We start from the raw sequence: 21,986 nt of genomic DNA on the forward strand, positions 1-21,986 counted from the left end.
GATCGGGACCCCCCGGGGCCGCCGTCCCTGGGCCCCGAACGCGAGACAGATCAGCCGCTCACTCCACGGCCGAGCTCCCACAACTGAAGGGTCGAGGAGGAGTTGAGAGCATAGGCGGTTCCCGTCACGTCGTCGCGGGCGGCCACGTACTGCTTGCCCTGCCACAGCGGGAGGATCGGGACGTCGTCGGCGACGATGTCCTGGATCTCGGTGAGGTTGGAGGAGGCCGCGATGCGGTCGGCCTCACGGCGGGACGCCGGGATCAGACTGTTGATGATCTTGCTGTTCCGGTACGGCGACTTGAGGAAGTTGTCCTTGTCGAGGAACGGCGCCAGGTAGTTGTCCGGGTCCGGGAAGTCCGGGAACCAGCCCATGCCCCAGACGTCGTACTGACCCTTGCGCTCGGCCGGGACGAACGTCGACCAGGGCGCGCCCTGGATGCTGACGTCGAACAGGCCGCTGCCGTTGAGCTGCTTCTGAAGGATCTCGAATTCCTTCTTGGTGGCCGAGCCGTAGTGGTCGGTCGTGTAGTGCAGCGTCAGCTTGACCGGGCTGGTGATGTTGGCATCCGTCAGCAGGGCCTTGGCCTTGGCGGTGCTCGGGTCGCCGTACTTGTTGAAGAACGAGTTGGAGTGGCCGGTGATGCTCGCCGGGACGAGCGAGTACAGCGGCTCGGCCTGGGTGCCGTACACCTTGGAGACCAGCTCGCCGCGGTTGATCAGCTGGGCCATCGCCTGGCGGACGGCCTTGGTCTTCACGCTCGGGGCGTTGGTGTTGAAGGCGAGGTAGCGGATCTCGAGGCCGGCCAGCTCGACCAGGTCGACGTTCGGGTCCGAGTCGTCGGACAGCTTCTGGATCTGCTCGGGCGTCATGGTGCGGGTCATGACGTCGATGTCACCCTTGTCGAGCGCGGTGCCCATCTTGTCGGCGTCCGCGTACGAGAGCATGTCGACCTTGGAGTTGTTCACCTTCAGCGTCCCCTGGTAGTTGGGGTTCTTGGTGAAGGTGGCCTTGACGATCGCGTCGTTCTTGACCTCGGCCGAAAGGGTGTACGGGCCGGAGCCGTCGACGTCGAAGCCGTCGCGCAGCTTGTTCTTCTCGTAGTCGTCGGGGTTGACGATGCCCGCGACCGGAGTCGACAGCTTGTACGGGAACGTGGCGTCCGCGGTCTTGAGGTGGAAGATGACCTCGTTGTCACCCTGCGTCTCGACGGTGTCGATGGTGGACAGCAGGGCGAACACGCCGGAGTCGGCCTTGATGGCGCGGGCGCGGTCGATGGAGTACTTCACGTCGGCCGCGGTGACCTTGTCGCCATTGGAGAACTTCAGGCCGTCACGCAGCTTGCAGGCGTAGCGCTCGTTGCCCGAGTCGGTGAAACCGCAGCTCTGCGCGGCCTCGGGCACGGGGTCTCCCTCACCCTTCGGCTGGATCATCAGGGTCTGCACGGTCTGGCGCAGGATGTTCCAGGTGCCGACGTCGTACGCGTACGCCGGATCGAGCGGCGCCGGTGCGTCCTTGGTGGCGGTGAAGGCGTCGGTGGTACCGACGGTGATCGCGTCCCCACCGCTGCTGCCACTGTCGGAACCCCCACACGCGGCGAGCACGGGTGCGAGCAGGCCGACCACGGCCGGCAGCACCAAAGTCTTGCGGTTCATGCTCGTGTTTCTCCAGAGCTGTTCAGGTCCGTGTACCCGGCATGCAGGGGTGTCGCAGCGGATCACGGGGGTAGAGGCGATGGTTCCCCGACGAGATTAGTCCGCACCTGCACGGCGGTTCGAAGTCACCGGACTTGGGGCCCCATCACGCAGTGGAACCGACTGTGGACAGACCGAAAAACCGACAGGGGAAGGATTAGTGCAGCGTTCCATGAATCGGGACACAAGGGCACGCCGACGCACCCCGTAAGGGGGCGAACAGCACATCGTGCGCGACCTGTCGAGGCTCCAGTGAGTGGGGAACCTCACATTCCTGACGGCGGGGATCGGTACCGGAATTCGGTCATCCGCCGTGATTCGAATTCCCTCGCACACCGGCTCTGGAATTCGTGTCCTATCGGCGCTGCACGCTGGGTGAACGCTCAGCGCATTTCCGTCATCAGGCGGTGATCAGTCCGCGCAGGAATGCCAGGTCGACGTCTTCGAGAGAGGTGACGACGGTGCGCCGGACGGCGGGGGCGATGGGGGCCACCGAGGGGACCGCGACGACGTGGCAGCCCGCGGCCTCGGCCGCGGCGACGCCGGTCGCGGTGTCCTCGATGACCGCGCATCTGGCCGGATCCACGCCGAGTCCTGCGGCGGCGGCCAGGTAGGGGTCGGGGTGCGGCTTGGTGCGCGGCACCTCGTCGCCGGCGACCGACAGGGCGAAGTGGTGGGCTCCGAGCGAGCCGATCACCCGGTCGATGATGCGCCGGTGGGAGGCGGAGACCAGGGCAGTGGGGATCTCGTACTCGAACAGCTCGGCGAGCAGCCTGGCGGCGCCCGGCATCAGTGGCAGGGCCCGGTCGATGCGGTCCTCGAAACCCTGGTTGAGCAGGACCGTGAGCTCGGCCATGGCGATGTCGGCGCCGGTGGCCTCGATGAGGAACCCCGCGCTGCGGGTCATGGGGCCGCCGACCACGACATGGCGCCAGGAGTCGTCGAGGACGTGGCCGAGGCCCGCGAAGATCTCGACCTCGACGTCCCACCAGAAGCCCTCGGTGTCCACCAGGGTTCCGTCCATGTCGAGGAGCACGGCCTGCAGGGCTGAGCCTTCGGCCGTACGGGTTCCGAGCGCGGGGACCGTACTGGTCATCCTGGCGCACCTCCTTGGGGACGACCAGGCCGGTTCCCGCTGGGGAACCGGCCTGCAGTGGACCGACCAGTGTACGTCGCCCGCGACGGAAGTGCCTCGTTTGACCGAAGCAGGTCCCGGGCACTCCGTGAATACCGCCGGGGGGGGGCGCCCTGACGTGCGCCGACGTGTCCCCGAATGTGTCCGGGGCCGGCCTTTGTCAGCGGGCGTTGAAGTACTTCGCCTCCGGGTGGTGGATCACGATCGCGTCCGTGGACTGCTCGGGGTGCAGCTGGAACTCCTCGGAGAGGTGGACGCCGATGCGCTCCGGCTGGAGCAGGTCGGCGATCTTGGCGCGGTCCTCCAGGTTGGGGCAGGCTCCGTAGCCGAGGGAGAAGCGGGCGCCCCGGTACTTCAGAGCGAACATGTCCTCCATCTGGCTCGGGTCCTCACCGGCGAAGCCGAGCTCCGACCGCACGCGTGCGTGCCAGTACTCGGCGAGCGCCTCGGCCAACTGCACCGACAGGCCGTGCAGTTCGAGGTAGTCGCGGTAGGCGTTCGCCTCGAACATCCGCGCCGTCTCCTCGCCGATCCGCGAACCGACGGTGACGACCTGGAGGCCGACGACATCGGTCTCCCCCGCCTCCTGAGGGCGGAAGAAGTCGGCGAGGCACAGCCTGCGGCCGCGGCGCTGGCGCGGGAAGGTGAAGCGGGTGCGTTCGTTGCCGTGCTCGTCCAGGATGATCAGGTCGTCGTCCTTGGAGACGCACGGGAAGTAGCCGTAGACGACGGCCGCTTCCAGCAGGTTGTCGGTCTGCAGCCGGTCCAGCAGACCGCGCAGCCGCGGCCGGCCCTCGGTCTCGACCAGCTCCTCGTACGTCGGCCCCTCGCCGGTGCGGGCCTGCTTGAGACCCCACTGGCCCTTGAACAGCGCGCCCTCGTCCAGCCAGCTCGCGTACTCCTTGAGCTGGATGCCCTTGATCACGCGGGTGTCCCAGAAGGGCGGGGCGGGGATGCGGTTGTCGGTGGCGACGTCGGAGCGGACGTGGCCCTCCTCCGGGCGCTCCTCGACCTCGACGGCCGAAGCCGCCCGCACCCGGCGCTGCTTGAGCTCGGGCAGCTTCGCCCCGGGCACCCCGCGCTTGACGCCGATCAGCGCGTCCATCAGACGCAGACCCTCGAACGCGTCGCGGGCGTAGCGGACTTCGCCCTCGTAGATCTCGTGCAGGTCCTGCTCGACGTACGCGCGCGTGAGGGCCGCGCCGCCGAGGATGACCGGGAAGTCCGCCGCCAGGCCGCGCTGGTTGAGCTCCTCCAGGTTCTCCTTCATGATCACCGTGGACTTGACCAGCAGCCCCGACATGCCGATCACGTCGGCCCGGTGCTCCTCGGCAGCGTCGAGGATCGCTGAGACCGGCTGCTTGATGCCGAGGTTGACGACGTTGTAGCCGTTGTTGGACAGGATGATGTCGACGAGGTTCTTGCCGATGTCGTGCACGTCGCCGCGCACGGTCGCGAGGACGATGGTGCCCTTGCCCTCGTCGTCGGACTTCTCCATGTGCGGTTCGAGGTGGGCCACCGCGGTCTTCATGACCTCGGCGGACTGGAGCACGAACGGCAGCTGCATCTGGCCGGAGCCGAACAGCTCGCCGACGACCTTCATGCCGTCCAGGAGCGTCTCGTTGACGATGTCCAGGGCCTTACGGGTGCTCAGGGCCTCGTCGAGGTCGGCCTCCAGGCCGTTCTTCTCGCCGTCGATGATGCGGCGCTTGAGGCGCTCGTCCAGCGGGAGGGCGGCCAGTTCCTCGGCCCGGCCCGCCTTCAGGGACTTGGTGGTGGCCCCCTCGAACAGGGCCATCAGCTTCTGCAGCGGGTCGTACCCCTCGGCGCGACGGTCGTGGATCAGGTCGAGGGCCGTCTGCACCTCCTCCTCGCTGAACCGGGCGATCGGCAGGATCTTCGACGCATGGACGATCGCCGAGTCCAGGCCCGCCTTGACGCATTCGTCGAGAAAGACGGAGTTGAGCAGGATGCGGGCGGCCGGGTTGAGGCCGAAGGAGATGTTCGACAGACCCAGCGTGGTCTGTACGTCGGGGTGCCGGCGCTTGAGTTCGCGGATCGCCTCGATGGTGGCGACGCCGTCCTTGCGGGACTCCTCCTGGCCGGTGCAGATGGTGAAGGTCAGGGTGTCGATGAGGATGTCCGACTCGTGGATGCCCCAGTTGCCGGTCAGGTCTTCGATCAGCCGTTCGGCGATCTCGACCTTCTTCTCGGGAGTGCGGGCCTGACCCACCTCGTCGATGGTCAGCGCGATCAGTGCGGCGCCGTGCTCCTGCGCGAGGCTGGTGACCTTCGCGAAGCGGGACTCCGGACCGTCGCCGTCCTCGTAGTTGACGGAGTTGATGACCGCGCGGCCGCCGAGCTTCTCCAGCCCGGCGCGGATGACGGGGACCTCGGTGGAGTCAAGGACGATCGGCAGGGTGGAGGCGGTGGCGAAGCGGCCGGCCAGCTCCTCCATGTCGGCGACGCCGTCGCGGCCGACGTAGTCCACGCAGAGGTCCAGCATGTGGGCGCCCTCGCGGATCTGGTCGCGGGCCATCTCCACGCAGTCGTCCCAGCGGCCGGACAGCATGGCGTCGCGGAACTTCTTCGAGCCGTTGGCGTTGGTGCGCTCGCCGATGGCCAGGTACGAGGTGTCCTGGCGGAACGGCACCGTCTGGTAGAGGGAGGCGGCGCCCGGTTCGGGCTGCGGGTGCCGCTCGGTCGGGGCGGTACCTCGGACCCGCTCGACGACCTGGCGCAGATGCTCGGGGGTGGTGCCGCAGCAGCCGCCGATGAGGGAGAGGCCGTACTCGCGTACGAAGGTCTCCTGGGCGTCGGCGAGCTCCGGCGCCGTGAGCGGGTAGTGGGCGCCGTCGCGGCCGAGGACCGGCAGGCCCGCGTTGGGCATGCAGGACAGCTGAACGCGCGAGTGGCGGGCCAGGTAGCGCAGGTGCTCGCTCATCTCGGCCGGTCCGGTGGCGCAGTTCAGCCCGATCATGTCGATGCCGAGCGGTTCCAGCGCGGTGAGCGCGGCGCCGATCTCCGAGCCGAGCAGCATGGTGCCGGTCGTCTCGACCGTCACCGACACGATGAGCGGGACCTCGTACCCGGCCGTCTCCATGGCCCGGCGGGCGGCCAGGACGGAGGCCTTGGTCTGCAGCAGGTCCTGGGTGGTCTCCACCAGCAGCGCGTCGGCGCCGCCGGCGAGCAGGCCCTCGGCGTTCTGCTGGTACGCGTCACGGATGACATCGAAGGTGGTGTGGCCGAGGGTGGGCAGCTTGGTGCCGGGGCCCATCGAGCCCAGCACCCAGCGCTGGCGGCCGTCGCGCGCGGCGAACTCGTCCGCCGTCTCGCGGGCGATGCGGGCACCGGCCTCGGACAGTTCGGCGACGCGCTCGGGAATGTCGTATTCACCCAGGGCGGTGAGGTTCGCGCCGAAGGTGTTGGTCTCCACGCAGTCGACGCCCGCGTCGAAGTACTCGGAGTGCACCGAGCGGACGATGTCCGGACGGGTCACGTTGAGGACCTCGTTGCAGCCCTCCAACTGCTGGAAGTCGTCCAGTGTGGGGTCCTGCGCCTGGAGCATGGTGCCCATCGCTCCGTCGGCGACCACCACTCGGGTGGCGAGCGCCTCACGGAGCGCGGACACACGGGTCCGGCTGTCGGCGGAAGGGGTCAGTGGCGACGAGGCCATTTAAGGGGCTCCCTTGGGTGCGACGGCTGTCGGCTTTGCACCCCTGGGCGGATCTCCCGCGGCGGGCGCACCTCGCCAGGGTAACCGGGTCCGCACCGGGATGGTCAGGGCGTCCACGGGGCGGACCCGGGTGACGGGCAGGTCACTCAGGGGATACGAGTGACACAACAGATCGCGACGGATGACGACCAACCATTAGCGGGAGGTCGACATCGACCGGTAGTGTTCGACATTGCCGAACAGCGGCAGCGGCGTCGCACGTCGACGGTCGAAGGGGACGGAGGCAGCACGGCGATGGCACGGAACATCCAGTCGCTCGAACGGGCGGCCGCGATGCTGCGGCTGCTCGCGGGCGGCGAGCGACGGCTCGGCCTCTCGGACATCGCCTCGTCACTGGGCCTCGCCAAGGGCACCGCCCACGGGATTCTGCGCACCCTCCAGCAGGAGGGCTTCGTCGAGCAGGACGACGCCTCCGGGCGCTATCAGCTGGGCGCCGAACTGCTGCGCCTGGGCACCACCTACCTCGATGTGCACGAGCTGCGGGCGCGGGCCCTGGTGTGGACGGACGACCTGGCCAGGTCCAGCGGGGAGAGCGTGTATCTCGGCGTCCTGCACCAGCAGGGCGTGCTGATCGTGCACCACGTCTTCCGGCCCGACGACAGCCGTCAGGTGCTGGAGATCGGGGCCATGCAGCCCCTGCACTCCACGGCCCTGGGCAAGGTCCTGTCGGCCTACGACCCGGTCGCGCACAGCGAGGCCGTCGAGGCCGACCGCAAGCCCTTCACCGACCGGACCGTGTGCGGGCTGGAGGACTTCGAGCACATCCTCGACATGTCGCGCGCGCGTGGTTACGCGGCCGACGTCGAGGAGACCTGGGAGGGCGTGGCGTCCGTCGCCGCGCCCATCCACGACCGGCGGCGGATGCCGGTGGGCGCGGTGGGCATCACCGGCGCCGTGGAGCGACTGTGCCGGGACGGAGAGCTGCGCCCCGAGCTGATCGCGGCGGTGCGGGACTGCGCCCGTGCGGTGTCGCGGGACCTGGGCGGCGGGCGGTTCTGAGTGGCATGGACGGAGGCCGGAACGCCGTTCGGTGTTCCGGCCTCCGTCGTGCCTGGACACAGCGCGGCGAACCGTCCAGCCGGTACGCACCGTGCTTGTTACCCCGCCGTACGCATCTGACCTGCAAGATCGAGAGCTCACGGCTTTCAGTAACGATCGCGCTTTCGACCACAGAGCTCTTGACTCGCAGGCGACGCCGGAGCAAGACTCCCGTCCATCGGTCGGCATTGTCGAACACCTACCGGCAATACGCGCTAGAGTGTGACAACGCCAAGGGCCGGCATCGCTCTCACCCCGAGAGCAGCTCGAACTCCCGGAGGGACCCGGGGTTCGGTCCCCTGGACGAAGGACAAAGGAGTCGCGGGTGTCCAGCTCCGACATCTTCATCGGCGAGACCATCGGTACCGCCATACTCATCCTGCTCGGCGGCGGCGTCTGCGCCGCCGTGACGCTGAAGGCCTCCAAGGCCCGTAACGCCGGCTGGCTGGCCATCACCTTCGGGTGGGGCTTCGCGGTACTCACGGCGGTCTACACGTCGGCGCCGCTCTCCGGCGCCCACCTGAACCCGGCTGTGACGCTCGCACTCGCGATCAAGGACGGCGACTGGGGCAACGTCCCGGTGTACTGGGCCGGACAGCTGCTCGGCGCCGCGATCGGCGCGAGCCTGGTCTGGGTCGCCTACTACGGGCAGTTCCACGCGCACCTCACCGACAAGGAGATCGTCGGCGGTCCGGGTGCGCAGGCCACGAAGGTCAAGGCCGTCGAGGCCCAGGAGGCGGGCGCCGGCCCGGTGCTGGGCATCTTCTCCACCGGCCCGGAGATCCGCGTCGTGTGGCAGAACCTCGCCACGGAGATCATCGGCACGATCGTGCTGGTGCTGGCCGTCCTCACGCAGGGCCTGAACGACAGCGGCAAGGGCCTCGGCACGCTGGGCGCCCTGATCACCGCACTCGTGGTCGTCTCGATCGGTCTGTCCCTCGGCGGCCCGACCGGCTACGCGATCAACCCGGCCCGTGACCTCGGCCCGCGCATCGTGCACGCCCTGCTCCCCCTGCCCAACAAGGGCAGGTCCGACTGGAGCTACGCCTGGATCCCGGTGGTCGGTCCGCTGATCGGCGGCGCCATCGCTGCAGGCATCTACAACGTCGCTTTTGCTTAAGAGCACCGGGCTTCACCGCACTTAACCAGCACCGCGCCGTACAGACAGCCCCACATCCACGGAACTCCAGGAGCACACAGTGACCGACGCGCACACCGCCGGCCCCTTCATCGCCGCGATCGACCAGGGCACCACCTCCAGCCGCTGCATCGTGTTCGACCGGGACGGCCGTATCGTCTCCGTCGACCAGAAGGAGCACGAGCAGATCTTCCCGAAGCCGGGCTGGGTCGAGCACAACGCCAACGAGATCTGGACGAACGTCCAGGAGGTCGTCGCCGGAGCCGTCCAGAAGGCCGGCATCACCCGTGACGACATCAAGGCCATCGGCATCACCAACCAGCGTGAGACCACGCTGCTCTGGGACAAGAACACCGGTGAGCCCGTCCACAACGCCATCGTCTGGCAGGACACCCGCACCGACGCCCTGTGCAAGGAGCTGGGCCGCAACGTCGGCCAGGACCGCTTCCGCCGCGAGACCGGCCTCCCGCTGGCCTCGTACTTCGCGGGCCCCAAGGCCCGCTGGCTGCTCGACAACGTCGAGGGCCTGCGCGAGCGCGCCGAGGCGGGCGACATCCTCTTCGGCACCATGGACAGCTGGGTCATCTGGAACCTGACCGGTGGTGTCAACGGCGGCCGGCACGTCACCGACGTCACCAACGCCTCCCGCACCATGCTGATGAACCTGCACACCATGGAGTGGGACGACAAGATCGCCGAGTCCATCGGCGTCCCGCTGGCGATGCTGCCGGAGATCCGCTCCTCCGCCGAGGTGTACGGCGAGATCAGCGGCGGCAAGCTGGGCGACCTGCTCGGCGGCATCCCGGTCGCCTCCGCGCTCGGCGACCAGCAGGCGGCCCTGTTCGGCCAGACCTGTTTCGCGGAGGGCGAGGCCAAGTCGACGTACGGCACCGGCACCTTCCTGCTGATGAACACCGGTCACAAGCCGGTCAACTCGTACAACGGCCTGCTGACCACGGTCGGCTACCGCATCGGTGAAGAGAAGGCCGTCTACGCCCTGGAGGGCTCGATCGCCGTCACCGGTTCGCTGGTGCAGTGGATGCGGGACCAGATGGGCCTGATCTCCACCGCCGCCGAGATCGAGACCCTCGCGCTCACGGTCGAGGACAACGGCGGCGCCTACTTCGTGCCGGCCTTCTCCGGTCTGTTCGCCCCGTACTGGCGCTCCGACGCCCGCGGTGTGATCGCCGGCCTCACCCGGTACGTCACCAAGGCGCACCTCGCGCGCGCCGTCCTGGAGGCCACGGCCTGGCAGACCCGTGAGATCACCGACGCCATGACGAAGGACTCCGGCGTCGAGCTCGCGGCGATCAAGGTCGACGGCGGTATGACCTCCAACAACCTGCTGATGCAGACGCTCTCGGACTTCGTGGACGCCCCCGTGGTGCGCCCGATGGTCGCCGAGACCACCTGCCTCGGTGCCGCTTACGCCGCCGGTCTCGCCGTCGGCTTCTGGACCAGCACCGACGACCTGCGTGCCAACTGGCGCCGGGCCGCCGAATGGACCCCCAACATGGCCGCGGAGAAGCGCGACCGTGAGTACAAGAGCTGGCTCAAGGCCGTGGAGCGGACCATGGGCTGGCTCGAGGACGACGAGAGCTGACGAGAGCTCCCGACGGCTCTCGCACGCTCTGATGAGGAGTAAGAACCCGAAATGACCAGTCAGTCCACCCTGCAGTCCGTGCCTGCCCTGGGTACGCGCCCGGCCTCCGCCTCGAACCCGAGCCGAGCCGAGACCCGGGAGCAGCTCTCCAAGGCGTCGTACGACCTTCTCGTGATCGGCGGCGGCATCCTGGGCATCTCCACCGCCTGGCACGCCGCGCAGTCCGGCCTCAGGGTGGCTCTGGTCGACGCCGGCGACTTCGCCGGCGCCACCTCGTCCGCCTCCTCCAAGCTGCTCCACGGCGGTCTGCGATACCTGCAGACCGGCGCGGTGAAGCTGGTGGCGGAGAACCACTTCGAGCGCCGTGCGGTGTCTCGCCAGGTGGCCCCCCACCTGGCGAACCCGCTCACGTTCTACCTCCCCGTGTACAAGGGCGGGCCGCACGGCGCTGCGAAGCTCGGGGCGGGCGTCTTCGCCTACTCCGCGCTCTCCGCGTTCGGTGACGGCGTGGGCCACCTCCTCTCCCCCGCCAAGGCGGCGCAGGACGTGCCCGAGCTGCGCACCGACAACCTCAAGGCCGTCGCGGTCTACGGCGACGACCAGATGAACGACGCGCGCATGGCGCTGATGACGGTCCGTGCGGCCGTCGAGGCGGGCGCGGTCGTCCTCAACCACGCCGAGGTGACCGGCCTGAGGTTCACCAAGGGCCGGGTGACCGGTGCCGACCTGCGCGACCGCACCTCCGGCGACGAATTCGGCGTCAACGCCCGTCTGGTGCTCAACGCGACCGGCCCGTGGGTCGACCACCTGCGCCGCATGGAGGACCCGAACGCCGCCCCTTCGATCCGGCTGTCGAAGGGCGCGCATCTGGTCCTGAAGCGGACGTCCCCGTGGAAGGCCGCGCTCGCGACCCCGATCGACAAGTACCGCATCACCTTCGCCCTCCCCTGGGAGGACATGCTCCTGCTCGGCACGACCGACGAGGAGTTCGAGGGCGACCCGGCGGACGTCGCGGTCAACGAGAAGGACATATCCCAGATCCTGGACGAGGCCGCGTTCTCGGTCCGCGACCAGCAGCTGTCCCGTGACCTCATCACGTACTCCTTCGCGGGTCTGCGCGTGCTGCCGGGCGGCCCCGGCGACACGGCGAAGGCCAAGCGCGAGACCGTGGTGACGGAAGGCCGTGCCGGGATGCTGTCCGTCGCGGGCGGCAAGTGGACGACCTTCCGGCACATCGGCCGTACGGTCATGCAGAAGCTGGAGGCGCTGCCGGGCGCTCCGCTGGGTGACGACTTCGAGCCGATCTCGTCCCTGCCGAAGAAGCTGCCGCTTCCCGGCGTCGCCAACCCGCGCGCGGTCGCGCACCGCCTGCTGGTCGACAACCCCGGGCCGGGTCCGCGTATGGCGGCCGACACCGCCAAGCACCTTGCCACGCACTACGGTTCGCTGGCCTTCGACATCGCCCGTCTGGCCAACGACAACCCGGAGCTGGCCGGGCGCGTCCACCCCGACGCCCCGGAGATCTGGGCGCAGGTCGTCTACGCCCGGGACAACGAGTGGGCCGAGTCGCCGGACGACGTGCTGCGCCGTCGTACGACGCTGACGATCCGGGGGCTGGCGACGGACGACGTCCGCGCGAAGGTCCAGGACCTGCTCGACAAGAAGTAGACCTCGCGCCGGCCCCTTCCCTGACCAGGGCCGGCCGCGTCGGGGAACGGCCCCTCTCCCCGGGGGGCCGCCTCCCGTGATGGGGGCGGCCCCGCGCCGACGGAGCCGCCCCTTTTGCGTGCCCGTCCGTCAATGCCGGTGGTTTCATGGGCATATGAGCCCTCCACTGGGCCGCACTCCTCGCCGCCCTGGAGATTCTCGCTCTGAGCTGAGCGTTCGGTGCCCCGTTCAGTCCACCGAACGCAGACGGACCCCCATAATGGTCTGAGACATCGGATGTCTGAACGACAGGTCTGAACGACAGGGAGGCCGGCCATGGCAGTCACCGACGAGGCGATCGAGAAAATCAAGGGAATGATCGTCTCCGGCAAGCTGCGCCCCGGCGACCGGCTGCCCAAGGAGAGCGAACTGGCCGCCGAGCTCGGCCTCTCCCGCAACTCCCTGCGGGAGGCCGTGCGCGCCCTGTCGCTGATCCGGATCCTGGACGTACGGCAGGGCGACGGCACGTATGTGACCAGCCTCGACCCGCAGCTGCTGCTGGAGGCGATGAGCTTCGTCGTGGACTTCCACCGCGACGACACAGTCCTTGAGTTCCTGGCGGTGCGGCGCATCCTGGAGCCGGCCGCCACGGCGATGGCGGCCTCCCGGATCAGTGAGCAGCAACTGGGCGCGCTCTCGGCCCAGTTGGACAAGCTCGGGGACGCGCCGTCGGTGGAGGAACTCGTCGCCTGCGACCTCGACTTCCACCGGGGCATCGTGCAGGCCTCCGGCAACTCGGTGCTGTGCTCGCTCATGGACGGCCTGTCGGGGCCGACCACCCGGGCCCGCATCTGGCGCGGCCTGACCCAGGAGGACGCGGTCAGCCGCACCCTGCACGAGCACCGGGCGATCCTGGCCGCCCTGCGCGACCGGGACGCGGAGGCCGCGCGGTCCTGGGCGACGGTGCACATCGCGAGCGTGGAGCAGTGGCTTCGCTCCACGCTGTGAGGGCCCGGGCGCCCCGGGTAAGGCTCGGCCGGCCAGGGGTGTTCATGGGTGGCGAACGGGGCAGTGATGCGTTCACTCCCCCGTGCAAGGGGGCTGCGGGCGCCCCCGCCGCACGCCGTAAGGTTGGGTGGTCAAGCGAGGGCACGTCGGAAGGAGGCCTGGGTGATCGAGCTCGAGGGGGTTCCCGAGCTGATCGACCCGGTCATGGTGGCCGCGTTCGAGGGCTGGAACGATGCCGGCGACGCCGCCTCCACCGCGGTCGCGCACCTGGACAGGGAGTGGAAGGGCGAGGTGTTCGCGGCGCTGGACGCCGAGGACTACTACGACTTCCAGGTGAACCGTCCCACGGTGTGGATGGACGGCGGCGTGCGCAAGATCACGTGGCCGACGACAAGGTTGTCGGTGGTCCGGGTCGGCGGTGAGAAGCCGCGCGATCTCGTCCTCGTCCGGGGTATCGAGCCGTCGATGCGGTGGCGCTCGTTCTGCAACGAGCTGCTGGGTTTCGCGCACGAGCTGGGCGTGGAGCTGGTCGTGGTGCTGGGCGCCTTGCTGGGCGACACCCCGCACACGCGTCCGGTCCCGATCAGCGGCACCACGTCCGACGCGGACCTGGCGCAGCGCATGGACCTGGAGGAGACCAAGTACGAGGGCCCGACGGGCATCGTCGGTGTCCTGCAGGAGGCCTGCACGCACGCGGGCGTCCCGGCCGTCTCCCTGTGGGCAGCGGTGCCGCACTACGTGTCGCAGCCGCCGAACCCGAAGGCGACGCTGGCCCTGCTCAACCGCCTGGAGGACCTGATCGACGTGCGCATCCCGCTGGGCGAGCTGCCCGAGGACGCGCGCGCCTGGCAGGTCGGCGTGGACCAGCTGGCCGCCGAGGACAGCGAGGTCGCCGAGTACGTCCAGACGCTGGAGGAGGCCCGGGACACCGCGGAGCTGCCGGAGGCCACGGGCGAGGCGATCGCCCGCGAGTTCGAGCGGTATCTGCGGCGCCGGGACGGGTCGGGTCCGTCGAGCGGCGGGCACGCGACCGCGGACGGCAGCGACGGCCCGTCGTACCGGCGGGACAACCCCGGCGGCCGTACGAAGCCCCCGAAACCACCCAAACCGGATCCGGAGGACGACGAGTCCCCGGAGGAGTGAGCGAGTGAAGGGCGGTGCGCCGGGCGCACCGCCCTTCTTGTCGCCCGGACGGCCGCGCACGTGTTGCCCGGACGCCCGCGCCGACGCGCGCGAAGATCGTCACCTTTGGCCCGATTGAGGCGTGACACCTATTTTCAGCCGGAATGCACACGTTGCCCAATTCAACTTGCATCAAACCGAGTTGGGGTGAAAACACTCTGGACGCCTCGGCGCGCGCGTGCTTGGTTGTGCAGCGACGGCGCACCCGCACGGACCGAACCGAAGGGAGCGGTACCGACGAGCGACCAGGTACAGCCGGCGCAGGGTCCCGGGGCCGGTGGTCCCGGCCCCGACGGAGCGGGATTCACCTATCGAGGAGCCGAGCAGGAACTGATCGTCGTCGCCAGTGCCGAGACCCGGCTGCGCCCGGACCGAAGGCGTCCGTTCGGCGGCCGGTGCCGATGTCTCAGCGCTCAACATGTTCCTCGGCGACGAACAGCTCGTACTGCAGCCGCTGTTCGGCAGCGAGGAGCGACTCCAGCAGTCCACCCCCACGCCGGGCGACCAGAACGTGCCCGACCTCGCGCTGTTCTACCGGGTGCGGGGCGGGGAGAGCCGCGCCCAGGAGCCGCGGTCGCGGATCGCCGCCCTGCCGGGGATCGACACGGCGTACGTGAACCGGGCGCCGTTCCCGCGACGGTGGCCGACGACGACCGCCGTCTGAAGGAAGGTGCCCCGGTCACCCCCGACTTCAGCAGCCGCCAGGGCTGTCTGGGCCCGGCGCCCGAGGGGCTCGACCCCACTGGGCATGGCAGCGGCCCACTCGCCGAACGTCCTGCGCAGCGTCCGCGTCCAGCGGGTCTGAGCGCTGCCTGAATGACGGCGCGCACACGAAGGGGCGCTTCCTCCGCAAAAAAAGCGCCCCTTTTTCGTGCCTGCGGCGGGAGTGGCTACAGGGCCACGCCCAACAGCGCGTCCACAGCCCGCGATACGACACCGGGCGCGCCGATGTCGGTACCGCCCTCGGCGTCCTGCCGCGCGGCCCAGCGGTCGACCGCGGCGAGCGCGGCCGGGGCGTCCAGGTCGTCGGCGAGGGCCTCGCGGATCTCCTCGACGAGTGCCTCGGCGGGCGGCCCGTCGGGACGGGACACGGCGGCGCCCCAGCGGCCGAGGCGGGCCACGGCGTCCTGGAGGACCTGGTCCGTCCACTCCCAGTCGGACCGGTAGTGGTGGGCGAGCAGTGCCAGCCGGATCGCGGCCGGGTCCACGCCGTCGCGGCGCAGCTTCGACACGAAGACCAGGTTGCCCTTGGACTTGGACATCTTCTCGCCGTCGAGGGCGACCATGCCGGCGTGGACGTACGCCTTGGCCATGGGGAACTGGCCGGTCAGCACCTGGGCGTGCGAGGCGCCCATCTCGTGGTGCGGGAAGACGAGGTCGGAGCCGCCGCCCTGCACGTCGAAGCCCATGCCGAGGTGGTCCAGGGCGATGGCGACGCACTCGATGTGCCAGCCGGGCCGGCCACGGCCGAGCGAGCCGCCGTCCCAGCTGGGCTCGCCCTCACGGGCGGCCATCCACAGCATCGGGTCGAGCGGGTTCTTCTTGCCCGGACGGTCCGGGTCGCCGCCGCGCTCGGCGGACAGCAGCCGCATGGCGGACGCGTCGAGGCCCGAGACCTTGCCGAAGTCGGGGTCGGACTCGACGGAGAAGTAGGTGTCGCCCTCGAGTTCGTAGGCGGCACCGGCGTACCGCAGCCGTTCGACGAGCGGCACGATGCCGGGTATCGCCTCGACCGCGCCGATGTACTGCTGCGGGGGCAGCATCCGCAGGGCGGTCATGTCCTCGCGGAACAGGGTCGTCTGCTGCTCGGCGAGGGCGACCCAGTCGACGCCGTCACGGTGCGCCCGCTCCAGCAGCGGATCGTCGACGTCGGTCACGTTCTGGACGTAGTGAACCTGCCGCTTGGTGTCGAGCCACACGCGCTGAACGAGGTCGAACGCGTTGTAGGTCGCCGCGTGACCGATGTGGGTCGCGTCGTACGGCGTAATGCCGCAGACATAGATACGGGCGACGGGACCGGGGTCCAGGGGGACCGAACCGCCGGTCGCGGTGTCGTGGATCCTCAGGTCGCGGCCCTGACCAGGCAGGGCGGGGACCTCGGAAGCGGGCCAGGCATGCATGTCATGAGCGTAACCGGACGGATGTTCCGCATACGAACCGGACCGGGCCGGATGGCCGGTAAGGAGCTCTTGCGCCTTACCGGCCGGTGTGCAGGTGCGGTGTCGGACAGTGTGCTGCCAGTGCCCCGACAGGCAACGTTCGCCCCGTCGCGGCGCCCGGCACGCTCCCCACTGCCTCAAGGGCGTGGGAGGTGCCCCCCGCTCGCCGCACCGGCCGAAAGCCCAAGTACGTCCAGTACGAGGGCCCGCACCCGGCACTCCCCCAGCCTCCGGCCGGACGGACCCCCAGAGCACGCACCGGACGCCGCTCCTTACGCAAACGTTGTCCGCCGGGCACTAGACGGGCGGCCACGGAATGGCCGGCCACTCCCCGCTCGGCTCCGGGTGCTTGCCGGTCTGCAGCAGTACGGCGACACGCGCGCGCGTGGCGTCGAGTTCGGCGCCGGTGATCAGCGCGGACAGACGGGCGGCCAGCGCTCCCTGCTCACCCAGGGCTTTCTGAAGGCCCGTGAGGACGTCGACCGCGTCGGGCGTCAGCGGCTCCCCCGCCCACCCCCACAGCAGCGTCCTCAGCTTGTTCTCGGTGTTGAAGGTCACCCCGTGGTCGATCGCGTAGAGCCGGCCGTCGGCCGTCGGCAGCAGGTGGCCGCCCTTGCGGTCCGCGTTGTTGATCACGGCGTCGAGCACGGCGAGCCGGCGCAGCCGCTCGTCGTCGGCGTGCACCAACAGCGCCGTCTGCCCCTCACCGACCTCCGCGAGGCCGATCGCCTTCCAGCCCGGCTCGGGCTCCTCAGCGTCCGCCAGGGCGAGCAGCTCTGGCGCGTCCCCTTCGGCGGAGACCTCGATCCACAGCTGGACCATCCCCTCGCCGTACGGGCCCTCCCGCAGCACGGTGGGCGGCACGAGCCCCCAGCCGGTCATCTCGGAGACCTCGTGCGCGGCCACCTCGCGCCGGGCGAGGTTGCCGTCGGGGAAGTCCCACAGGGGCCGCTCACCGGCGACGGGCTTGTAGATGCAGGCCGTCTCCCGGCCCTCATGGGAGATCGTGCAGTACAACGCGGCGTTGGACGCCTCGCGGATACGGCCGCGCACGGTGAGCTCGCCGCTGGTGAGCAGTTCGACGGGCGTCACGCTCCGCGGCGGTATCCGTTCTGGCGCGGACATACGTGTCCTTCCGGGTCGAGGGGGAGGCTGCACAGCGGGCACGGCGGACGCCCGGCGTTGACGACGTCCAGGGCGCGCTTGGCGAAGGCTCTCGCCTGCACGCCGGTCAGCCGGACCCGCAGCATCGGGGGCCCGTTCTCCTCGTCCTGGAGGAGGCGTTCCTCGGCCTCGGCGAGGTCCTCCTCGGAGTCGGCGTCCAGCTCCACGAGGGCCTGCGCCTCGACGATCATGCGCTGCTCCTCGCCGTCCCAGGCGAGGGCCATGGTGCCGACCCGGAACTCCTCCTCGACGGGGGTGTCCAGCGGCTCCGTGTCGGAGATCTCGGCGGAGGCCACGGCCGGGACGGCGGCGCTGCCGCCACTGCGCCGTACGACCTCGTCGAGCAGTTCGTCCATGCGCTCGGCAAGGGCGGCGACCTGTGTCTTCTCCAGGGCCACGCTGGTCACACGGGGGCCTGCGACGGCCTGGAGGAAGAACGTACGGCGTCCGGGCATACCGACCGTACCGGCCACGAAACGGTCCGGGGGGTCGAAGAGGAACACCTGACGGGACACGTCCTGTCTCCTGGATTCGTGGATGGGTGCGGCGCTACTGCGACCGCTTCACCCTACTGCGCCCGACGATCACGGTGCGCCCGCACCGCCCCCGACCGTGGCGTCCTCGGCCGGGGGCTCCTCGCGCGGCGCCAGGGACGTGAAATCGCCGGTGTCACCGAGGCGCACGAGGAACGGCCTCAGGCGTGTGTAACGGATGGCGGTGATGGAACACGGTTCAACGGAAATCCTCTGGAAGAGGTCGAGATGAAGTCCGAGTGCGTCCGCGACAAGAGACTTGATGACGTCGCCGTGCGAGCACATGAGGTACACGGTGTCGGCGCCGTGGTCGCGCTCCACGCGCGCGTTCCACTCACGTACGGCTTCGGCGGCGCGGGTCTGCATCGCGCGCATCGACTCGCCGCCGGGGAACGCGGCGGCGGAGGGGTGCGCCTGCACCACCTGCATCAGCGGGTCGTCCGCGAGCTCGGCGAGCTTGCGGCCGGACCAGTCGCCGTAGTGGGCCTCCCCGATCCGTTCGTCGGTGTGGGGGGTCAGTTCAGGACGGGCGTCCAGAAGCGGTCGCACCGTCTCCTGGCAGCGTTGCAGCGGGCTGCTGACGACCTCGCGTATCGGCAGCTCGGCGAGCCGCCCGGGCAGCGCGGCGGCCTGTGCGGCGCCGCGCTCGTCGAGTGCGACACCGGGCGTCCAGCCGGCGAGCACGCCCTCGGTGTTGGCGGTGGAACGTCCGTGCCGGACCAGGATCAGCGTGGGCATGGGGCCAAGGGTAGGCGCACGCCCGGGTGCGTCCATGGGCGGACGGCGGGAGAATACGCTCCGTGATCGTCGACTGCGCCATCTACCGGGACGGGCACCGCACGGAGGGGCCCGAGGACGTCTCCGACGCCCTGGCTCAGTGCCGTCGCGGACCGGACGACTTCGTGTGGATCGGTCTGTACGAGCCGACGGAGAAGGAGTTCGAGCGGGTCACCGAGGAGTTCGGGCTGCACCCGCTGGCCGTCGAGGACGCCCTCACCGCGCATCAGCGCCCCAAGCTGGAGGTGTACGACGACTCGCTGTTCCTGGTCCTCAAGCCGGTCGGGTACGAGAAGGAGAGCGACATCGTCACCTCCGGCGAGGTCATGGTCTTCGTCGGCGACTCGTTCGTGGTGACCGTGCGGCACGGCGAGGAGGCGCCGCTCGCGGCCGTGCGGCAACGGCTGGAGGAGGAGCCCGAGATGCTCCGGCACGGGCCGACGGCGGTGCTGTACTCGATCGCCGACGCCGTGGTCGACCACTACCTGGAGGTGGCGGCCGAGCTGAGCACCGACCTGGAGGAACTGGAGGCGGAGGTGTTCTCGCCGACCGGCGGGGGCTCGCGGCACACGGCGTCCCGCATCTACTCCTTCAAGCGGCAGATCCTGGAGTTCCGCAGGGCCACGGGCCCGCTGGCGCAGCCGCTGGACCGCCTCAGGGGCGGCGGTCTCCTCGGCGGGCGGGTGCCCTTCGTGCACGAGAAGGCACGGCCCTTCTTCCGGGATGTCAGTGACCACCTCACGCGCGTGAACGAGTCCGTGGAGGGCCTGGACCGGCTGGTCTCGGACGTGCTGTCGGCGCATCTCGCGCAGATGAGCGTCCGGCAGAACGACGACATGCGGAAGATCTCCGCGTGGGCGGCCATGGCCGCGGTCCCCACGATGATCGCGGGAATCTACGGCATGAACTTCGACCACATGCCGGAGCTGCACTGGACCGTGTCGTACCCGGCGGTGATCCTGGCGATGGCCGTTCTCGAAGTGCTGCTCTTCCGGCTGCTCAAGCGCCGGGGATGGCTGTAGGTCAGGCGAACTCGGGCGCCGTCGTGGTGGATCCGCCGAGTGCGTCGCGGCGCTCGGGCATCCGCAGGCTCACCATCCGCCGCCAGCCCGCGGCCCGCTCGTACGCGTAGACGGCGTGGATACCGGCGGCGAGCACCGCCGACTTGGCCCTCGGCCAGCCGAGGATGCGTCCCATGTGGTCCATGACGGCGAGGCTGACGTCCCGGTAGACGCGGATCTCGGCTAGCGCGCACTCGCGCAGCGTCCGCTGGATCGCCCGGCCGTGTCCTGCGTACGCGAAGCGCAGCAACTCCTCGTTGCAGTAGGCCAGGTGGTTGTCCTCGTCGTTCGAGATCATCTTCACTGCACGCCCGATGTCGGGGTGGTCGGCGAAGTGCCTGCGCAGGAGTTCCATCTGCTCGCAGGCGCGCTGTTCGGTGACCCGGCTGTGTGCGAGGTAGGTGACGATGTCCTGCACGGTGAGCGCCTCTTCGCTCCTGAGCTTCTCGTGGGCGAGGCCGATGCCGTGCTTCTCCAGGAGCATCGTGTAGTCGGTCTCGGGCGGTACGGGAACCGGGTCGAGGCCACGCTTCCTCATCAGGGCGTTGAAGATCCGCCCGTGTTTGTCCTCGTCCGCGCCGTGCCGGGTGATCTTGGGGGCGAGCGCACGTTCGCCCTCCGGTACGAGCGTGGCGATGCGGGCGTTCTCCCAGCCGCCCTGTGACTCCCCGCTGGCCGCGATGGAGCAGAACAGCGCGAAGGAGTCGTCGCCGTCGAGGATCTCCTGGAACAGGCTCTTTGCCGAAATCATCGTGGGCACCTCTCTGCAGGACTCGCAGAATTCGCCGGATTCCACCGGATCCGCAAAGAACGAGTCAAATGCGGCTTTGGGGGTGTTGCAACAGATGTGTCCGACAACTCCGCCAAAAGGAGGACCCACGGGGTCACACCGGGAGCGTAACCGCGCGGGCCCGGGCGCGTTGTTCCCCGTGACGGCCGTGGCGGGGAAGACCCCCGAGCCCCCACCACGGCCGCAGACAATCCAGCCCCGATGTCCGGCCCGTGTCAGGCCAGTCCGGCGCGCTCCAGGGCCTCGGTGCCGGCGCGGAGCGAGGCGATCCGCTCGTCGAGCGTGAATCCGGCGGGGTTGAGGCTCAGGGTGGTGACTCCGGCCTCCGCGTACTCCTTCATCCGGTCCGCGATGCGGTCCACGGAGCCGAGCAGCGTCGTCTTGTCGATCAGGTCGTGCGGAACGGCGGCCGCGGCGCCCTGCTTGTCGCCGGACAGGTACTTCTCCTGGACCTCGGCGGCCGCGGCCTCGAACCCCATGCGCTGGGCGAGCTGGTTGTAGAAGTTCTGCTTGGCGCTGCCCATGCCGCCGACGTACAGCGCGGTGTAGGGGCGGAAGGCGTCGGCGAGCGTGGACACGTCCTTGTCCTCGCCCAGGGCCAGCGGGAGCGTCGGGCAGACGTCGAAGCCGTCGAGGGTCTTGCCCGCCTTCTCGCGCCCGGCTCGCAGGTACTTGATCGTGGTGTCCTCCAGGTGCTCGGCGGAGGGGAAGATCAGCAGGGCGCCGTCGGCGATCTCACCGGTCTGTTCGAGGTTCTTCGGGCCGATCGCGGCGATGTACAGCGGGATGTGCTCGCGCTGCGGGTGCACGGTCAGCTTGATCGGCTTACCGGGGCCGCCGGGCAGCGGCAGCGTCCAGTGCTCGCCGTCGTACGACAGCCGCTCGCGCGTCATCGCCCTGCGCACGATCTCGACGTACTCACGCGTGCGGGCCAGCGGCTTGTCGAACTTGACGCCGTACCAGCCCTCGGAGACCTGGGGCCCGGAGACGCCGAGGCCGAGGCGGAAGCGGCCGCCGGAGAGCGAGTCGAGGGTGGCGGCGGTCATCGCCGTCATCGCCGGCTGGCGGGCCGGGATCTGGAAGATGGCGGAGCCGACGTCGATGCGTTCGGTCTGGGCTGCGACCCAGCTGAGCACGGTGGCCGCGTCCGACCCGTAGGCCTCGGCGGCCCAGCACACGGCGTACCCGAGCCGGTCGGCCTCCTTGGCGACCGCGAGGTTGTCCCCGTCCATTCCGGCACCCCAGTAGCCGAGGTTGATCCCGAGCTGCATGCCGATTCCCCTTACCGATCAGTAACGTCCCTGTTCGGGAGACCCTAGCG

The 21,986-nt window shown here is 69.7% G+C and carries 17 protein-coding genes; 8 read left to right on the forward strand and 9 right to left on the reverse strand.

Features of this window, described 5'->3' with window-relative positions:
• Positions 1 to 50: 50 nt before the first annotated feature.
• From OOK07_RS08135 to metH, 3 genes are all read right to left on the reverse strand, one after another.
• The gene (locus tag OOK07_RS08135) at positions 51 to 1,655 is read right to left on the reverse strand and encodes an ABC transporter substrate-binding protein (RefSeq protein ID WP_266678303.1); all 1,605 of its coding nucleotides are present in this window, start codon (positions 1,653 to 1,655) and stop codon (positions 51 to 53) included.
• 439 nt (positions 1,656 to 2,094) lie between these two features.
• The gene (locus OOK07_RS08140) at positions 2,095 to 2,790 is read right to left on the reverse strand and encodes an HAD family hydrolase (RefSeq protein WP_266678305.1); all 696 of its coding nucleotides are present in this window, start codon (positions 2,788 to 2,790) and stop codon (positions 2,095 to 2,097) included.
• A 199-nt stretch (positions 2,791 to 2,989) separates the two neighbouring features.
• Positions 2,990 to 6,505, reverse strand: a complete 3,516-nt coding sequence (gene metH / locus OOK07_RS08145) for a methionine synthase (RefSeq protein WP_266795714.1) — start codon at positions 6,503 to 6,505, stop codon at positions 2,990 to 2,992.
• Between the two features lie 294 nt (positions 6,506 to 6,799).
• On the opposite strand from metH, the gene OOK07_RS08150 reads away from it, so the two are divergent.
• The 7 genes from OOK07_RS08150 to OOK07_RS08180 all read left to right on the forward strand — a co-directional run bounded on the left by OOK07_RS08150 (position 6,800) and on the right by OOK07_RS08180 (position 14,845).
• Positions 6,800 to 7,564 carry an IclR family transcriptional regulator gene (locus OOK07_RS08150; RefSeq protein WP_266678309.1) on the forward strand — a complete coding sequence of 255 codons (765 nt, stop codon included), beginning with the start codon at positions 6,800 to 6,802 and terminating at the stop codon, positions 7,562 to 7,564.
• A gap of 364 nt (positions 7,565 to 7,928) precedes the next feature.
• The gene (locus OOK07_RS08155; protein WP_266678311.1) at positions 7,929 to 8,723 is read left to right on the forward strand and encodes an MIP/aquaporin family protein; all 795 of its coding nucleotides are present in this window, start codon (positions 7,929 to 7,931) and stop codon (positions 8,721 to 8,723) included.
• Between the two features lie 79 nt (positions 8,724 to 8,802).
• The gene (gene glpK, locus OOK07_RS08160; protein ID WP_266678313.1) at positions 8,803 to 10,344 is read left to right on the forward strand and encodes a glycerol kinase GlpK; all 1,542 of its coding nucleotides are present in this window, start codon (positions 8,803 to 8,805) and stop codon (positions 10,342 to 10,344) included.
• A gap of 51 nt (positions 10,345 to 10,395) precedes the next feature.
• Positions 10,396 to 12,012: a glycerol-3-phosphate dehydrogenase/oxidase gene (locus OOK07_RS08165; protein WP_266795716.1), complete on the forward strand. Its 1,617-nt coding sequence runs from the start codon at positions 10,396 to 10,398 to the stop codon at positions 12,010 to 12,012.
• A gap of 315 nt (positions 12,013 to 12,327) precedes the next feature.
• The gene (locus OOK07_RS08170) at positions 12,328 to 12,999 is read left to right on the forward strand and encodes a FadR/GntR family transcriptional regulator (RefSeq protein ID WP_266678317.1); all 672 of its coding nucleotides are present in this window, start codon (positions 12,328 to 12,330) and stop codon (positions 12,997 to 12,999) included.
• Between the two features lie 162 nt (positions 13,000 to 13,161).
• Positions 13,162 to 14,142, forward strand: a complete 981-nt coding sequence (locus OOK07_RS08175; protein ID WP_266678319.1) for a PAC2 family protein — start codon at positions 13,162 to 13,164, stop codon at positions 14,140 to 14,142.
• Positions 14,143 to 14,527: 385 nt separating this feature from the next.
• Entirely contained in the window at positions 14,528 to 14,845 is a 318-nt protein-coding gene (locus OOK07_RS08180) for a hypothetical protein (protein WP_266795718.1), read from the forward strand.
• Positions 14,846 to 15,071: 226 nt separating this feature from the next.
• On the opposite strand, the gene mshC is transcribed toward OOK07_RS08180, so the two are convergent.
• The 4 genes from mshC to OOK07_RS08200 form a co-directional block, all read right to left on the reverse strand.
• Positions 15,072 to 16,301, reverse strand: coding sequence for a cysteine--1-D-myo-inosityl 2-amino-2-deoxy-alpha-D-glucopyranoside ligase (mshC, locus tag OOK07_RS08185; RefSeq protein ID WP_266795719.1), 1,230 nt, complete (start codon positions 16,299 to 16,301; stop codon positions 15,072 to 15,074).
• 336 nt (positions 16,302 to 16,637) lie between these two features.
• The gene (locus tag OOK07_RS08190; RefSeq protein ID WP_266795721.1) at positions 16,638 to 17,465 is read right to left on the reverse strand and encodes an Rv2133c family protein; all 828 of its coding nucleotides are present in this window, start codon (positions 17,463 to 17,465) and stop codon (positions 16,638 to 16,640) included.
• Positions 17,429 to 18,019 (reverse strand): Rv2134c family protein, encoded by a 591-nt coding sequence (locus OOK07_RS08195; protein ID WP_266678327.1) that lies wholly within the window; start codon positions 18,017 to 18,019, stop codon positions 17,429 to 17,431. The genes OOK07_RS08190 and OOK07_RS08195 overlap by 37 nt, the downstream gene beginning before the upstream one ends.
• Positions 18,020 to 18,088: 69 nt before the next feature.
• On the reverse strand, positions 18,089 to 18,775 hold the full coding sequence (locus OOK07_RS08200; RefSeq protein WP_266795723.1) for a histidine phosphatase family protein: 687 nt from the start codon (positions 18,773 to 18,775) through the stop codon (positions 18,089 to 18,091).
• 62 nt (positions 18,776 to 18,837) lie between these two features.
• Here OOK07_RS08200 and corA point away from each other — a divergent pair, with 62 nt between their 5' ends.
• Positions 18,838 to 19,836, forward strand: coding sequence for a magnesium/cobalt transporter CorA (corA, locus tag OOK07_RS08205; RefSeq protein WP_266795725.1), 999 nt, complete (start codon positions 18,838 to 18,840; stop codon positions 19,834 to 19,836).
• A 1-nt stretch (position 19,837) separates the two neighbouring features.
• Here the strand turns inward: corA and OOK07_RS08210 are convergent, their stop codons facing one another.
• Together OOK07_RS08210 and OOK07_RS08215 are read right to left on the reverse strand one after the other, a co-directional pair.
• Positions 19,838 to 20,626: a ferritin-like domain-containing protein gene (locus OOK07_RS08210; protein WP_266795727.1), complete on the reverse strand. Its 789-nt coding sequence runs from the start codon at positions 20,624 to 20,626 to the stop codon at positions 19,838 to 19,840.
• A 254-nt stretch (positions 20,627 to 20,880) separates the two neighbouring features.
• Complete coding sequence (locus OOK07_RS08215) at positions 20,881 to 21,936, reverse strand: LLM class F420-dependent oxidoreductase (RefSeq protein WP_266678335.1); 1,056 nt, start codon at positions 21,934 to 21,936, stop codon at positions 20,881 to 20,883.
• Positions 21,937 to 21,986 lie beyond the last annotated feature (50 nt).

The sequence above is a fragment of the Streptomyces sp. NBC_00078 genome (genome assembly GCF_026343335.1).
GTDB lineage: Bacteria > Actinomycetota > Actinomycetes > Streptomycetales > Streptomycetaceae > Streptomyces.